Raw genomic sequence first — 14,244 nt, forward strand, 5'->3', positions numbered from 1 at the left:
ATTGACTTTTAAGCCCAGATTTTAACACAGAATGGCCAACTGTCTCCATTAAAAAAACCCAGCCAAATGGCTGGGTTTTTAAGTTATATATACTGTGAATTACTTCACTTCTTCAAAATCTACGTCTTCAACGTCAGATCCTTGGTCGTCTCCAGCGGCTGAGGCATCACCAGTCGGCGCACCTTGCTGCTGAGCTTCAGCTTGGGCTTTATACATTTCCTCGCTAGCCACTTTCCAAGCTTCGTTAAGGGTATCAAGCGCAGGCTGAATAGTCTCAAGCTCCTTGGTTTCAAAAGCTTTCTTTAGATCTTCAAGAGCAGCTTGGATCGGCGCTTTCTTGTCATCGCTGATCTTATCTCCGAATTCTTCCAATTGCTTTTCAGTCTGGAAGATCATCGCATCTGCTTCGTTGATCTTGTCTGCTTTTTCCTTAGCAGCTTTATCGGCTTCTGCATTGGCTTCTGCTTCTGCTTTCATCTTTTCGATCTCTTCTTCTGTAAGTCCAGAAGAAGCTTCAATACGGATGTCCTGAGATTTTCCAGTGGCCTTGTCCGCAGCAGTTACTTTGATAATACCGTTGGCATCAATATCAAAGGTCACCTCAATTTGAGGCATTCCGCGTGGCGCTGGTGGAATTCCGTCTAAGTGAAATCTTCCGATGGTCTTGTTGTCTGTAGCCATTGGACGCTCTCCTTGAAGTACGTGGATCTCCACACTTGGCTGGTTGTCTGCAGCCGTAGAGAATACCTGTGACTTCTTGGTAGGGATCGTGGTGTTGGCCTCGATCAGTTTGGTCATTACTCCACCCATGGTCTCAATTCCAAGAGAAAGTGGTGTCACATCCAAAAGCAAAACGTCTTTAACGTCACCAGTCAATACCCCTCCTTGAATAGCAGCTCCTACAGCTACTACTTCGTCTGGGTTAACTCCTTTACTTGGGTCTTTCCCAAAGAAATTCTTCACAGCTTCCTGAACAGCAGGAATACGTGTAGAACCTCCAACGAGGATTACCTCGTCGATATCAGAAGTTGAAAGTCCTGCGTTCTTAAGCGCAGTCTGACACGGCTCAATAGTTCTTTTTACTAGGTCGTCGATCAATTGCTCAAACTTCGCACGGCTCAAGGTACGTACCAAGTGCTTAGGCCCGCTAGCCGTTGCAGTGATGTACGGCAAGTTGATCTCTGTCTGAGAAGAAGAAGACAATTCGATCTTTGCCTTCTCAGCAGCTTCTTTTAAACGTTGCAAAGCCATTGGGTCTTGTCTAAGATCCATGTTCTCATCGGCTTTGAACTCATCGGCCAACCAGTTGATGATTTTGGTATCTACATCGTCACCACCAAGGTGTGTATCACCGTCAGTCGCCAATACTTCAAATACGCCATCTCCGAGCTCTAGAATAGAAACGTCATGCGTTCCCCCTCCAAAGTCAAAGACTACGATCTTTTGGTCTGAGGTCTTTTTATCCAAACCGTAAGCCAAAGCAGCTGCGGTTGGTTCGTTGATAATTCTACGAACGGTCAATCCTGCGATCTCACCAGCTTCTTTTGTAGCTTGACGTTGGGAGTCGTTGAAGTAAGCAGGAACGGTAATAACCGCTTCAGAAACAGAAGTACCTAAGTAATCTTCTGCAGTTTTCTTCATTTTCTGAAGTACCATGGCAGAAAGCTCTTGTGGCGTGTAAAGGCGACCGTCAATATCCACACGGGGTGTGTCATTGTCTCCTTTTACCACGGTATATGCAGCGCGATCAGCTTCTTGCTGAGACTCACTGTATTTGTTCCCCATAAAACGCTTTATAGAAGCAACGGTCTTAGTTGGGTTGGTAACTGCCTGACGTTTTGCAGGGTCACCCACCTTGATCTCACCGCCTTCTACGAAAGCAATAACGGATGGTGTTGTTCTTTTTCCTTCGGCATTCGGAATCACCGTAGGCTCGCTTCCTTCCATAACGGCGACACACGAGTTGGTGGTTCCTAAGTCGATTCCAATAATTTTACTCATAATTATATGCTATAGGTGTAATGATTCAAATTTAAACTCACTCCCCTATAGTCAATCATTATGCCAGCTCTATAATTATGACAGGCTGTCAGTCTGACTGTGCAGCCTGTCATTGTCATTCCGTTTATGATGTTAAATAGGCATGTATGGCGCTAAAGTCCTGACGGCTTTTACCCGCTTCTGCAGCTCCTTCAAATTGGGCCTTGACCGTTTCTGCCACAGCCAATCTTTTACCCGCGGAGCTATAGGCTTGAGTAGCCAAGCGCAGATCCTTCAACATATGTTCTAAAGGAAAATGTGTTGGATAGGTGTTACTGCTGATATTATCCGTCTTTAAGGCTGTAAATGGAGTCGTTACTGGTAGTTTAGGAAGCGTTTTTAATAAGAATTCCGGATCGATGTTCAATGCAGTTCCTAACTGAATCGCCTCACTAAAAACAACCATGGATTGGCCTAAAAGCATATTGACGACCATTTTAAAGGAAGACCCCTGCCCTGCAGTACCAAAAGGAATCACTTTTTGCCCCATCTGTAAAAGCAAGGCTTCAAAAGGCGCAATTCCTTCGGCTGTGGTTCCCACAAAGAAACTCAATACAGCGGCTTCTGCTTGCGGCTTGGAACCTGCCACAGGAGCATCAATAAAGGCAACTTCACTTTTTTGCGCTGCCGCCGCAGATATTCTGCTGAATTCCGGATCTACTGTAGAGCAGTCTATCCACGTGGAATTGGGTTTCATGTGTTTTAAAATTCCAGACTCGCTCAGAAAGGTTTGATCAACCGCAGAGGGATCTGCAAGCATACTGATCACGAGATCTGCATCTGCTACTGCTTCTTCAGCATTTTGAGCCACTGTTGCACCTAGTGCTCTTAAAGGCTCCGCTTTTTCTAAAGAACGATTGTAAACCGTCAAAGCGGTTCCGTTTTTCAACAAGTTGGAAGCCATAGCCTGGCCCATAATTCCCAGGCCTATAAATGTAATTTTCATGTTCAAAGGATTTAATTAGGGCAAATTTCTAGGATGGTCTCCGCAGAAAAAATGAACCAGTTCAAGAAAACAAGAATTAAACAGATTTGCGAATCTTACTGAGGAACTCAGCACTCATGCCCAAATAGGAAGCCAAGGCATATTGCGGTACTCGCTCCACAATCTCTGGATAACGCTCTTTAAAGACCAAGTAACGCTCAGTGGCACTGTCGCGAAGGTTCGAAAGCATTCTGTTTTGAGCAAAGGCAAAGGCTTTTTGCGCTGTCATTTTAAAATACCTCAAAGATGGGGTGCTCTAAACACAGGGCTTCAGTGGCCTCATATTCCAATTGTAAAACGGTGGTTGGCGTAATGGCTTCGACATATAATGAGCCTGGTCCCTGATTGAGATAACTGTTAAAATCAGAGATAAACCAATCTTCTATGGCAAATTGAATTGTTTGCTCACTACAGTCTGCAGCAATAAAAAAGGAGCGCAAGCAGCCAGAGACCACATAGCTTTGATGCCTGCAAATCATCCCCGGTTCAAGCAGAAACTCCCTTTTGCTCAAGGACTTGGTCGTGAGGATTGCTTTGAGAGCTGTCTGCTGAGCATCATCGAGTTTTACGTATCGGTTGATATTTGCCAGTATTCCTGAACTTTCCATTCATTAAAAGTAATGGCTTCTGGACAAAAACACTAAATTTAGCCCCTAAAATACCACCGTGGAAAGCATCTCCGTTTTCGATATGCTCAAGATAGGCGTTGGCCCATCGAGCTCCCATACTTTAGGCCCTTGGCGGGCTGCAAACCGTTGGATCAAGATTGCCAAAAAGCGCGGTCATTTTAAACAGATCGATCAGGTTACGGTTAATCTTTATGGCTCTTTGTCCTTGACAGGACGAGGTCATGCCACAGACATTGCGGTACTTTTAGGGCTCTGTGGATTTGATCCGGTGAGTTTCCCAACGGATCAGATTGATTCTGAGATTGCATTGATCCGTGAGAACAAAACCCTAGCGCTCAATGGAGAGCGGCCTATTGATTTTGATCTGGAGAAACAGATCGTCTTCAATCGCGAGTTTTTACCCTTCCACCCCAACGGCATTGAGTTTATCGGTTTACTAAAAAATGGAAAGTTCTTTAAGAAGACCTTTTATAGCATAGGTGGTGGATTTGTGGTAGAGGAATCCAGAAAACGTGCCGCAGCAAAGAAAGAAGCCTTTAGTCATTTCCCTTACCCCATTCAAAGGGCCGACGAACTTTTAAAGTACTGCAACGATCTGAACATGAAGGTTTCTGAAGTGGTCTACCAAAACGAACTTTCGTTGCGCACAGAAACGCACATAAATAAGGACTTTGAGGCTGTATGGCAGGTGATGCTGGAAAGTATGTACACCGGCTGTCATACGGAAGGTATATTGCCTGGCGGACTCAATGTGCGCCGCCGCGCTTATGACACCCACAAAAAACTCATCAGAAATACCCAATATACCAATCCACAAGAGTGGATCTCTTGTATTCGCAATGGAGAAGTTAAGTTTAGAGAGATCTTAAAATGGGTAAGTTGTTTTGCCTTATCGGTCAATGAAGTCAATGCCTCGCTTGGGCGCGTAGTTACTGCTCCAACCAATGGAAGCGCTGGTGTGATCCCTGCTGTATTGATGTATTATATGGTCATTGAGAATCACGACGCCAATTTTGACGATGTAAAGCAATTCTTATTGGTTGCAGGAGAAATTGGCAGCCTCTTCAAAAAAGGAGCCACTATCTCTGCGGCTATGGGCGGATGTCAAGCTGAAATTGGAGTCTCTTCTGCCATGGCCGCTGGAGCTTTGACCGAACTTATGGGCGGAACCCCAGAACAAGTCTTGATGGCCAGTGAAATCGCTATGGAGCACCATTTAGGATTAACCTGCGATCCGATTGCTGGTTTGGTCCAGATTCCTTGTATTGAGCGCAATGCCATGGGAGCCATTAAAGCCATTAATGCTTCGGAGTTGGCTCTTGATAGTGATCCTAAAAATGCCAAAGTTCCATTGGATAAATGTATCAACACCATGTGGCAAACGGCCAACGATATGAATAATAAATACAAAGAGACCAGTGAAGGTGGTTTGGCCATTAATGTGGCGCTCTCCGACTGCTAGTCTTCTGTATCGCAGTCCCCTTTTCTACGTGAATCGATCAAGTGATGGATCTTCCAGCCGTTTTGTGTTTGAACCAAAGTGAATGAATTGGCTCCGCAGTGTAAAAATTGTCCATTGACATAAAAACGGTAAGGCGTCCAAACATGGGCAAGGTCGCCATCAATTTGCACCTCATAAGAAAGTATCTCTTCTTTCCAAACTTGCTCTGGCGGTCTATTGGCAATGCCTTCCAGCAAACGATCTACGCTACCTCGGGCCAGACGTTTCTCACCATTGGGTGTTGTATATGCTGTGTTTAGATCTACATCTTTAAGCATAACAGACTTCATCAAAGTAGTATCTCCCTTGTGAAATCCCTCAAAGAAGGTTTCAATAATACCTTGGGCATCGGCCTGGGTAAACTCTTGAGCAGTTGCAGTTAGAGAGAAGCAACAAGCCAGTATAAAAATTAATTTCTTATTCATCGTCTATTTAGTTAGTCGGCCAGAAATTCTACTGGTCCTGTTTCCTGTTAAAATTAGTACTTTTATCCCCTAAAACCTTATTAAATGTCAACGGCCAAGAAAGAATACAAAAGAATTACCACCAAAACCTTGGTGGATATGAAGCATAACGGGGAGAAAATCTCCATGCTTACAGCCTATGATTATACCATGGCGCGCATTGTTGATGGCGCAGGAATTGATGTTATTTTAGTAGGTGACTCTGCATCTAACGTAATGGCCGGACATGAGACCACCTTACCCATTACCCTTGACCAGATGATCTATCACGCATCTTCAGTGATTCGTGGTATCAACAGAAGTTTGGTTGTTGTGGATCTCCCATTTGGTACGTATCAAAGTGATCCTAAGGAGGCCTTGCGCTCTGCAATCCGAATCATGAAAGAAAGTGGCGGACATGCTGTAAAGCTAGAAGGCGGTCGTGAGATCAAAGATTCCATCAAACGCATCCTCAATGCGGGTATTCCGGTAATGGGACATTTAGGACTCACCCCACAATCCATATATAAGTTTGGAACCTATACGGTACGTGCTAAGGATAAGGATGAAGCTGAGAAACTTAAGGAAGACGCCTTGATGTTGGAAAAGATTGGTTGTTTTGCCATTGTTCTTGAAAAGGTTCCTGCTTCCCTTGCAGCAGAAGTGGCTAAAAGTGTTCAAATTCCAATTATTGGCATTGGAGCGGGTCCTGGCTGTGACGGTCAAGTTTTGGTTACCCATGATATGTTGGGAATGACCTATGAATTCAATCCGCGTTTTTTACGTCGCTATTTAGACCTTTATTCAGAGATGACCCATGCATTCGAGAAGTATATATCGGATGTAAAGTCTGGTGATTTCCCGAACGAGGACGAGCAATACTAAGGCTGCAAATGCGATCCACAGCGGAGAACATTGACATTATCTATGAGGACAACCACTTATTGGTGGTCAATAAACGTGCAGGCGACTTGGTTCAAGGTGATCAAACTGGTGACCTTCCTTTGGTTGAAATTGCCAAGCAATATATCGCACATAAATACAACAAACCGGGAAAGGTGTTCTTGGGGGTTGTTCACCGTTTAGACCGCCCGACCAGTGGCGTTGTAGTTTTTGCTAGAACCTCAAAGGCGCTCAGTCGACTCAACGCAATGTTCCAAAATCGGGAAACACAAAAGACCTATTGGGCCGTTGTTGACCGTGAGCCAGAACATGAAAAAGCAACCCTAACACATTTTATGGTTCGCAATCCGAAGCAAAACAAATCATACGCTCACATTAAAGAAGTCCCTCAGAGCAAAAAGGCTGTTTTGTCCTATAAAGTTATTGCGCGATTGGAGCGATATACCGCTTTAGAAGTAGAATTACACACCGGGAGACACCATCAAATAAGGTCGCAACTTGCGGCTATTGGTAGCGTGATCAAGGGAGATCTCAAATACGGAGCAAAGCGTTCCAATGCCGACGGAAGTATTCATCTCCATGCACACCGACTGGAATTATTGCATCCCGTAAAGAAGGAACCCATGAGTTTTGTGGCCATACCTAATACCCAAGATCCGATCTGGGCAGCACTTATTGGATCCGGTACAGATCGTGCTTAAGGGCATAGATTACCAAGCCTACGCGGTTTTTGATCTGCAAACGTGAAAATAGTTCGTGGCGGTAACCGTCAATGGTCTTGGGACTGAGATTCATCTTTTCTGCAATCTCTTTATAAGTCATTTCCGTACAGGCTAAACTGATAAATATCCGTTCGTTCTCTTTTAATCGATGCTCAGGTTTTTCCTTGGCCGGATTGAGCGATTGTAATAAAGCAGCCGCAACTTTCTCCGAATGATAATATCCTTTGTGAATCACTTCTAAAAGCGCTTCTCTGAGCTTATCTGGATGGATATCCTTTAGCAGATAACCGTTGGCACCACAGCGCAACATGCGTAAAATGGTCTCTTCATCATCATCCATAGACAAAGCAAGCACCTTGATGTCCTTTCGATAGGAACTGAGCCAATTGGCCGTTTCAAAACCGTCCATTACAGGCATATTGATGTCGAGTAAAACTACATCCGGCTGCATTTTTGCCAGTTTTAATTTTTGTTGAAAGTCCGACCCATTCTTTGCGTGGAACAGGACATTAAACTCTCCAAAGGATTCTAGGAGTTTCTCTAGAGAACCAGCAAACAAGAGGTGGTCATCTACAATTACGATATTGTGTTTAGTCTTGGCGGTCATAATCTTTATAGGGATATTCGAGGGTTAAATCAACACCTTTACCCTGTTGTGAGTCCAGGGAAAATTCGGCGTTTATCAACGCGGCACGGCTTTTCATATTTAAAAGACCGTTGCTCATACGTACATCGGAGGCGTCAAATCCGATTCCGTCATCATTGGCTTTGATCAACAAACGGGCTGAGTCAAAGTCTAAATTTACTGATAAATTATCTGCTTTAGCATGTTTGATCACATTGCTAAAGAACTCTTGAAGAATGCGGTAGATAATGATCTCATCTTTCGCATTAATGCAGCACTCCTCTCCTTTTATCTCAAGGGTGGCATTTATAAAATTCATTCGATTGAAGCGCTCCATCTCTCGTTTGATGGAGTTTACCAAACCGTCGTTTAGGATCACGTCCTTGTTCAAAGAGCGCGATAAATTTCGGATCTCGCGCAGGCTTTCGCCTACGATTCCTTTGGTTTCTTCAAGCTGCGGTCGCGCTTCTTCATCCAGCTTGGACTCTATCATGTTGAGTTGGATATTGGCCACAGAAAGCAACTGTCCAACATTGTCGTGAAGTTCCCAGGCAATATTTTTAAAGGTCTGTTCTTGAATCTCCAAACGCGAATTCGCCAATTCTTGTTCAAATTTTTGTTCCGCTTCAAGATTTTCCAATACCAATTTATTTTTCCGATGAATGAACACTGAGAAAAATCGGATTGCCACCACCACTATTATAAGCAGTACCGCGGCAAAATAAACAATGACTAATATGTGGTCTTGATGCTCTGGGGTTTGCATAAAATAAATCCTAAGGTGAAAGTGCCGTACATGATCACATTTGCAACGGCCAAGGTATAGAGGTAAAACTGTTTAAAAGCCTCTCCGCTTTCAATCTGATAATAATAACGCCCGTAGATAAACAAAGGCGTAATACACAAATAATAGATCAATAGTCCTACGGAGATGTAAAAAGTAAGGGAGGTGCTGAATCTCAGAATATTGTCACTCTTCAGCAATTCAAAATAATAGATCAAAATACAGATCAATAAAAAGATCGACCCGACAATGTAGGTGTAATTGGAGATTCCTACGAACATGATATCCGTAAAGATCAAATTAGCAACCGCAGAAATCACATAGGCTATAATGCCCCATTTAATCAGCGTTGCAATTAAGCCTCGCTTTAATCGAGACCTAAAAAAGGCCGCAAAAAATCCAAAGGTCACGATCAGTTGAGGATTGTGGATCCAAAGATTATTGGCAAAGGGAGTGTCTTTCAGCGATCCAAAAAATCCAACCTCCCTATCCACCAAAATTGGCAAGGTATAAGCAATGATCTCTGTGAAAGCAACAAAAAATAGAACGTACACCACGTATTTGGTGTACGTTCCAACTTGGTGTCTTTTAATATGAAACAAGCCCACAAAAGCTGCTATGAGCTCTAAACAAATTACTAAGACTACAATATATTTCATTAATAGTTCTTTGGAGGGAACCCAGCTGATATAGTGTTATATGGCTCAATGTCATAATTGTTATCCGAGTGCTTATCGTCAGACATTGTAGCACTTAGAAAAACAGTTGCATAATCAGAACTCATATTGTTGTATGCTGCAAAATAAAGGCGTACACCAGGGTCGGTTATCCCCTTTTTGGCAGATTCATCTTTTACATAGTCAAGAAATTCTTCAAGTTCCGCAATATTAAACACAACTTCTCGGGTGTCTTGCTGCCCTCCTCGAGACTGAGTGATAGCAGGCTCACGAGTGGTAACCCAGTTATTTTGAAGTTGTTTCGCTTGTTGTACTGAAATACATTTGGCAGGTTTGGCCATAGTTCACTTTTTTAATTGTTATAACACAATAAAGGTTATAAAATCCGACTTGTAAATCAAAGAATCCGGCTAAAAAAAGGAAAAATCCCCTCTTTCAATCCCGCATATTCCTTGAGCTCAACTCATAAAGTACAGGGTTTATCCCCTTGTGACTTCAAGATTTTGCCCCTATTTTTAAAGAAAAATCTACCATGAGAACCCTTAGACACCGCTCACAAGGAGAAGATGTACACTTTTTAGAAGAGATCTTGATCGCACTGGGATATCGTGTAAAAATCTCCGAATTCTTTGGCCTAGACACCCAAAAGGCAGTTATGGACTTTCAGAGAGCCAACAACTTAGTCGTTGATGGTATTGTTGGCCCAAAAACCTGGTCTGTCTTAATTGCAGCCCAACAGCACCTTACGCGTTTCAATGATAAATTCTTATCAGAGCAAGACCTCATTGATTTTGCAACCAAGTATAACTTAGAACTCGCTGTGGTCAAGGCAGTCAATGAAATAGAAAGCAGTGGGAAAGGGTTTTTGATCGATGGCCGACCACGGATACTTTTTGAAGGACATATCTTTTGGAAACAATTGGCCAAAAGAGACTTAAATCCTGAAGATTTTGTGACCGATTTTACCAAGAACATATTGTATAAATCTTGGACAAAAAGCTTCTATGAAGGGGGCGAACAAGAGTATGATCGATTGGAAAAGGCCGCTGGCATGAGTGATGTAGATGCCGTCCATGACGCTGCCTACTGTTCAGCATCTTATGGAGCGTTTCAAATCATGGGATTTCATTATGAATTCTTAGGATACCCTAGTGTTGATGCTTATGTAGCCCATATGTACACCCATGAAAAAGCGCATTTAGAAGCCTTTGGCATTTTCTGCGAAAAGAACAATTTGATTCGCCATCTCAAAAGTCGCGATTGGGCAGCTTTTGCAAGAGCCTATAATGGTCCTGGTTTTGCGGAGAACAAATATGACACTAAATTACAAGCGGCTTACCAGAAATATAAAACCCTCTAAGGCTCTGATTTCACAAATTTCATACGCGTTCCCGGCAGTTGCTGTGACAAGATGCTTATTGCTTCAGGTAAAAGTTGAAGAATTCTTGCATATCCGCCCGTAGTTTGTGCATCTCGCATTAAAACGATCAACTCTCCACCCGGTGTGAGCTGCACCGTTCCTGCTTGTACAGGACCTGTCAATATTCCAGAAAGATTTAAATTCGGAACTGGTTTAAAGCGATACCCCATCCTGCTGATGTTCCTTCCCAATTTATGAGAAGTACTCCACAAGAGCTTCTGTTGATCTTCGCTTAGTCGATCATATTCGGGACCTAAAAGTACTGGGATCTCTGAGGTGTCAAATACTGTTTCTAAGCTCCTTAGGCGTGATAGAGCGGGAATTTGAGGTAAATCTTGTTCGTGAAATTGCAGTTGCTGTCCTTTTTCTAAACGCGATCTTTCTGTTATGCCCGGGTAATAGGACGCACTGCCTAAGACCAATTCGGTTTTAAAACCTCCAGCAATAGCTATATATCCAAAATTGCTCGCTGCTTTGGTAATAATTTCTAAGCGCTCCCCAGACTTAACTCTGTAAGCCTTGTATAACTCTTTAGATTCTCCATTGATCTTTAAGCCAAAATACAGACCGGTTACAGCAACTATCGCTTCTTTGGCAAAGAGTAATTCTGGACCTCTTTGGTAAAACTCAATAAGCGTGGCGTTAGGATCATTTCTGACAAGTTCTCTTGCAAACCCAGCATTATAATTGTCCATAGGCCCGCTCCACGGAACTCCGTAGCTTCTATAGCCAAAGCGCCCTGCGTCCTGCAGACTTGACTGAAATCCTGCTTGGAGTACTTCTATCATTGGATCTCTTTTTTGGTCAGCACATAAACTCCAAGGGCCACTTGCTTTTCTATTTCTTTGAACTCTTTATAAGATACAGGGACAAATCGCAACAAATTCCCCGCATTAAAAGGACTGGGGTGTTTTGAATTAGACGGATCAAATATGGGAACGGGACAGCGTCCGATCAGGTTCCAACCCCCTGGACTGTCTTGCGGATAGATTCCTGTTTGTGAGCCTGCTATACCTACAGATCCAGCTGGAACTCTGGTTCTAGGGTTGGATAGTCTAGGATGGTGTAACTCTTCATTAAGGCCTCCCAAATAAATAAAGCCCGGTAAAAATCCGCAGAAATATATATGATAATCAACTCCGGTATGTTCTTGGATCAACTGTTCCAAGCTGAGCTGCTTATCGCGTAAAAAAGTTTCTAGGTCCAAGGCCAATTGCGGCTCATAACAGACCGGTAACTCCCAGCGAACGCTAGGTTTTGCAGCAACAACTTCATTTAGACTGAGGGTCTCTTCGAGTTCTTTTTTTAATTCTGATGGAGATTGAGTGGGCTTTAAATGCAAGGCGATTGCATTGTAGCTTATAACAGTTTCTGCAATCTGGTCAGAAAAGAGTTTGACCAACTTGCGATACGCCAAAAGTTCAGCATGGATCTCTGGACTGATTACAGCTGGCCATTCAATGAGCAAAGTGTGTTTACCAAAAGGTCGAATTCTAATAGCACTCATCGCCCAAGAATTAAGTTATTCTCCTCAAATTGCATGTGAATATATTTCAACAATTCCAGGGCTCCAGGAGTATCACCATGAACGCAGTAGGTCGCTGCTTTTAGTGTCAAAGCTTCGTTTTCCCAGGTATTCACAGATTCTTTAAAGATCAAAGCGCTAAGTTGATCCCAAGCCTGCTCAGGGTCTTCAATTACAGCCCCATCGAGCTTTCTCGACACCAAAGAGCCGTCATTGTGGTAGCGTCTATCAACAAAAGCTTCAGAGATTGTTGCTATCTGCTCTCCCGCCATCTGCTGCAGCAAGCCACCAGGGAGTGTATACACAGGCAGCTTCAGCGCTAAGTTGTTCATGGAATTAAAAATGGCTTGAGTTACCGTGCGGTCACGTGCCGCTTGATTGTAGAGCGCCCCATGAGGTTTGATATGATGAATTGGGACGTCCAATTCTTTACAACAGTCCATGAAAAGGCTGAGTTGCTGGGTGATTGCATCCGTGAGCTCTTCTGTACTTAGATCAAGGACTACTCTTCCAAAATTGGCTTTATCCGGATAAGCCGGATGCGCTCCTATTTTTACCCCGTGATTCAAAGCCCGCTCTAAGGTAGTTAGAATAGTGTCTCGATCTCCATAATGCCCTCCACAAGCAACATTACAACTGCTGATCATAGGCATGAGTTGCGCTTCAGTAGCAATCCCCTCACCTACATCCGCATTGAGGTCAATAGATCGTTTTACCCCATCCATGAGAGAACTAGTTTATAAAGAGTACGCCCACTTAATAAAAGGCAGATCCCAATGATCGCAATACCTAAAATGTTTTGAAATGTTGAGTTGACAAACTTTCCCAGTAAGCCACTGCGATTCACGGCCCAAAGCAAAAAGATCGCGATTAGTGGTAATACAATACCGTTGGCTATTTGAGCAAATTGAATGATGGCAATTGGGCTGCTGCCACTCAAGGCAAAGAAAACACCAATGCACAGTACAGCAATCCATACGGCACGAAATCGCTTATCGGTCAAAGAAGCGTTCCAACCAAAACAACCACGGGCCACATAGGCCGCAGCCAATGGTGCTGTGATAGCCGAAGTTATCCCAGCCGCAAACAGTGCGGTAGCAATAAAGTATTTGGCAAAACCACCCAATAACGGTTCCAAACCTTTTCCTAGATCTGCAGCAGAATCCACTGCCATGCCTTGCAGCGCAGCTCCGCAGACTAAAATAGCCATGGAGACCAAGCCCCCAATACCCACAGCGATCACCGTGTCTCGTCTAACCCAATTAAGATCATTGGTATTAGACCATTTTTCACTGACCAAAGCAGCGTGTAGAAATAAATTATAGGGTACCACGGTGGTTCCAATCAAGGCAATGACCGTGAGCAAGCTTTCACCCGGCGTTGTGGGAATGAGCAGTCCTTTAATGAGTAATAGTAAATCGGGTCCCGTAAGTAGGGCTGTGATCAAAAAGCAAAGACTCATCACCAATACTAAGGCCATTAGGACGCGTTCTAAGATTTTATAGCGACCCATATAAAGCATCAAAAAAGCGATCAACCCAATGAGCAGTACAAGACTTTCCATTTGTTGACCAAACAGGGTGAATTGGGTGTTGGGAATTAATTCTCGCAATCCCAGAACGCCTCCGCTTATATTGCCAGCCTCATAGGCACTGTTACCAATAATAATTGCGGAGAAAACCAAAAACAAAGCGAGATTGCGTAAGGTCTTATTATCTATCTGAGCACGTAATGCCGACGCCAGTCCCTTACCGGTTATCAAACCCAAACGAGCAGCCATTTCTTGTAGGATGATCGTGGCGATCATGGACAGTAGCAGGGCCCACAGCAGATTCATACCAAAATTCACCCCGGCAAGGGTGCAAACCGTTACGGTTCCAGGACCAATAAAAGCAGCTGCAATAAGTGTAGCAGGGCCAATTTTTTTATACCATGGTGTGCGCATCGCACTAAAGGTAAAAAATAAAAAAGGAGCCCTATAGAGGACCCC

17 protein-coding genes are annotated in these 14,244 nt (G+C 43.6%); 4 read left to right on the forward strand and 13 right to left on the reverse strand.

The genetic code is table 11. The features are described from left to right. Positions 1-99 precede the first annotated feature (99 nt). From dnaK to HRT75_RS05370, 4 genes are all read right to left on the reverse strand, one after another. Positions 100-2,001: a molecular chaperone DnaK gene (gene dnaK / locus HRT75_RS05355; RefSeq protein ID WP_291183482.1), complete on the reverse strand. Its 1,902-nt coding sequence runs from the start codon at positions 1,999-2,001 to the stop codon at positions 100-102. Positions 2,002-2,125: 124 nt separating this feature from the next. Then, entirely contained in the window at positions 2,126-2,986 is an 861-nt protein-coding gene (locus HRT75_RS05360; protein ID WP_291183485.1) for an NAD(P)-dependent oxidoreductase, read from the reverse strand. A 76-nt stretch (positions 2,987-3,062) separates the two neighbouring features. After that, entirely contained in the window at positions 3,063-3,254 is a 192-nt protein-coding gene (locus tag HRT75_RS05365) for a hypothetical protein (RefSeq protein ID WP_291183488.1), read from the reverse strand. Position 3,255: 1 nt separating this feature from the next. Next, the gene (locus HRT75_RS05370; RefSeq protein WP_291183491.1) at positions 3,256-3,633 is read right to left on the reverse strand and encodes a cyclic nucleotide-binding domain-containing protein; all 378 of its coding nucleotides are present in this window, start codon (positions 3,631-3,633) and stop codon (positions 3,256-3,258) included. Positions 3,634-3,691: 58 nt separating this feature from the next. Between HRT75_RS05370 and HRT75_RS05375 the strand changes: the two genes are divergently transcribed. Then, entirely contained in the window at positions 3,692-5,116 is a 1,425-nt protein-coding gene (locus HRT75_RS05375; RefSeq protein WP_291183494.1) for an L-serine ammonia-lyase, read from the forward strand. Here HRT75_RS05375 and HRT75_RS05380 read toward each other — a convergent pair. Further along, positions 5,113-5,580, reverse strand: a complete 468-nt coding sequence (locus HRT75_RS05380) for a nuclear transport factor 2 family protein (RefSeq protein ID WP_291183497.1) — start codon at positions 5,578-5,580, stop codon at positions 5,113-5,115. The two genes, HRT75_RS05375 and HRT75_RS05380, sit on opposite strands and share 4 nt — an antisense overlap. Before the next feature lie 84 nt (positions 5,581-5,664). Here HRT75_RS05380 and panB point away from each other — a divergent pair, with 84 nt between their 5' ends. Together panB and HRT75_RS05390 are read left to right on the forward strand one after the other, a co-directional pair. Then, on the forward strand, positions 5,665-6,483 hold the full coding sequence (gene panB / locus HRT75_RS05385; RefSeq protein WP_291183500.1) for a 3-methyl-2-oxobutanoate hydroxymethyltransferase: 819 nt from the start codon (positions 5,665-5,667) through the stop codon (positions 6,481-6,483). An 8-nt stretch (positions 6,484-6,491) separates the two neighbouring features. Then, a complete protein-coding gene (locus tag HRT75_RS05390) occupies positions 6,492-7,202 on the forward strand; it encodes an RluA family pseudouridine synthase (protein ID WP_291183503.1) in 711 nt (236 codons plus the stop codon). Here the strand turns inward: HRT75_RS05390 and HRT75_RS05395 are convergent. From HRT75_RS05395 to HRT75_RS05410, 4 genes are all read right to left on the reverse strand, one after another. Then, the gene (locus HRT75_RS05395; protein WP_291183508.1) at positions 7,174-7,830 is read right to left on the reverse strand and encodes a response regulator transcription factor; all 657 of its coding nucleotides are present in this window, start codon (positions 7,828-7,830) and stop codon (positions 7,174-7,176) included. The two genes, HRT75_RS05390 and HRT75_RS05395, sit on opposite strands and share 29 nt — an antisense overlap. Then, positions 7,814-8,488, reverse strand: coding sequence for a histidine kinase (locus HRT75_RS05400; RefSeq protein ID WP_291183511.1), 675 nt, complete (start codon positions 8,486-8,488; stop codon positions 7,814-7,816). Before HRT75_RS05400 ends, HRT75_RS05395 begins: the two co-directional genes overlap by 17 nt. A 92-nt stretch (positions 8,489-8,580) precedes the next feature. Further along, positions 8,581-9,291: a hypothetical protein gene (locus HRT75_RS05405; protein WP_291183515.1), complete on the reverse strand. Its 711-nt coding sequence runs from the start codon at positions 9,289-9,291 to the stop codon at positions 8,581-8,583. After that, entirely contained in the window at positions 9,291-9,650 is a 360-nt protein-coding gene (locus HRT75_RS05410; RefSeq protein ID WP_291183518.1) for a hypothetical protein, read from the reverse strand. The genes HRT75_RS05405 and HRT75_RS05410 overlap by 1 nt, the downstream gene beginning before the upstream one ends. Before the next feature lie 191 nt (positions 9,651-9,841). Here HRT75_RS05410 and HRT75_RS05415 point away from each other — a divergent pair, with 191 nt between their 5' ends. Then, complete coding sequence (locus HRT75_RS05415) at positions 9,842-10,669, forward strand: N-acetylmuramidase family protein (RefSeq protein WP_291183522.1); 828 nt, start codon at positions 9,842-9,844, stop codon at positions 10,667-10,669. Here the strand turns inward: HRT75_RS05415 and HRT75_RS05420 are convergent. From HRT75_RS05420 to HRT75_RS05435, 4 genes are read right to left on the reverse strand one after another with little or no spacing between them, the layout of a single operon-like run. Then, on the reverse strand, positions 10,666-11,517 hold the full coding sequence (locus tag HRT75_RS05420) for a biotin-dependent carboxyltransferase family protein (RefSeq protein ID WP_291183525.1): 852 nt from the start codon (positions 11,515-11,517) through the stop codon (positions 10,666-10,668). The two genes, HRT75_RS05415 and HRT75_RS05420, sit on opposite strands and share 4 nt — an antisense overlap. Further along, entirely contained in the window at positions 11,514-12,236 is a 723-nt protein-coding gene (gene pxpB / locus HRT75_RS05425) for a 5-oxoprolinase subunit PxpB (protein ID WP_291183527.1), read from the reverse strand. Before pxpB ends, HRT75_RS05420 begins: the two co-directional genes overlap by 4 nt. After that, positions 12,233-12,979 carry a 5-oxoprolinase subunit PxpA gene (gene pxpA / locus HRT75_RS05430; RefSeq protein WP_291183530.1) on the reverse strand — a complete coding sequence of 249 codons (747 nt, stop codon included), beginning with the start codon at positions 12,977-12,979 and terminating at the stop codon, positions 12,233-12,235. The genes pxpB and pxpA overlap by 4 nt, the downstream gene beginning before the upstream one ends. Continuing rightward, positions 12,967-14,199 carry an Nramp family divalent metal transporter gene (locus HRT75_RS05435; RefSeq protein WP_291183533.1) on the reverse strand — a complete coding sequence of 411 codons (1,233 nt, stop codon included), beginning with the start codon at positions 14,197-14,199 and terminating at the stop codon, positions 12,967-12,969. The genes pxpA and HRT75_RS05435 overlap by 13 nt, the downstream gene beginning before the upstream one ends. Between the last annotated feature and the right edge of the window lie 45 nt (positions 14,200-14,244).

It is taken from the genome of Gilvibacter sp., from assembly GCF_013214815.1.
Taxonomy (GTDB): Bacteria; Bacteroidota; Bacteroidia; order Flavobacteriales; family Flavobacteriaceae; genus Gilvibacter.

Excerpts from the sequence above, each read along its gene's own strand:
- HRT75_RS05405 (WP_291183515.1), bottom strand. The coding sequence starts at position 9,291 with ATGAAATATATTGTAGTCTTAGTAATTTGTTTAGAGCTCATAGCAGCT.
- HRT75_RS05365 (WP_291183488.1), bottom strand. The coding sequence starts at position 3,254 with ATGACAGCGCAAAAAGCCTTTGCCTTTGCTCAAAACAGAATGCTTTCG.
- HRT75_RS05435 (WP_291183533.1), bottom strand. The coding sequence starts at position 14,199 with ATGCGCACACCATGGTATAAAAAAATTGGCCCTGCTACACTTATTGCA.
- HRT75_RS05420 (WP_291183525.1), bottom strand. The coding sequence starts at position 11,517 with ATGATAGAAGTACTCCAAGCAGGATTTCAGTCAAGTCTGCAGGACGCA.
- HRT75_RS05370 (WP_291183491.1), bottom strand. The coding sequence starts at position 3,633 with ATGGAAAGTTCAGGAATACTGGCAAATATCAACCGATACGTAAAACTC.
- pxpB (WP_291183527.1), bottom strand. The coding sequence starts at position 12,236 with ATGAGTGCTATTAGAATTCGACCTTTTGGTAAACACACTTTGCTCATT.
- pxpA (WP_291183530.1), bottom strand. The coding sequence starts at position 12,979 with ATGGATGGGGTAAAACGATCTATTGACCTCAATGCGGATGTAGGTGAG.
- HRT75_RS05415 (WP_291183522.1), top strand. The coding sequence starts at position 9,842 with ATGAGAACCCTTAGACACCGCTCACAAGGAGAAGATGTACACTTTTTA.
- dnaK (WP_291183482.1), bottom strand. The coding sequence starts at position 2,001 with ATGAGTAAAATTATTGGAATCGACTTAGGAACCACCAACTCGTGTGTC.
- HRT75_RS05410 (WP_291183518.1), bottom strand. The coding sequence starts at position 9,650 with ATGGCCAAACCTGCCAAATGTATTTCAGTACAACAAGCGAAACAACTT.
- HRT75_RS05360 (WP_291183485.1), bottom strand. The coding sequence starts at position 2,986 with ATGAAAATTACATTTATAGGCCTGGGAATTATGGGCCAGGCTATGGCT.
- HRT75_RS05380 (WP_291183497.1), bottom strand. The coding sequence starts at position 5,580 with ATGAATAAGAAATTAATTTTTATACTGGCTTGTTGCTTCTCTCTAACT.
- HRT75_RS05390 (WP_291183503.1), top strand. The coding sequence starts at position 6,492 with ATGCGATCCACAGCGGAGAACATTGACATTATCTATGAGGACAACCAC.
- HRT75_RS05395 (WP_291183508.1), bottom strand. The coding sequence starts at position 7,830 with ATGACCGCCAAGACTAAACACAATATCGTAATTGTAGATGACCACCTC.
- panB (WP_291183500.1), top strand. The coding sequence starts at position 5,665 with ATGTCAACGGCCAAGAAAGAATACAAAAGAATTACCACCAAAACCTTG.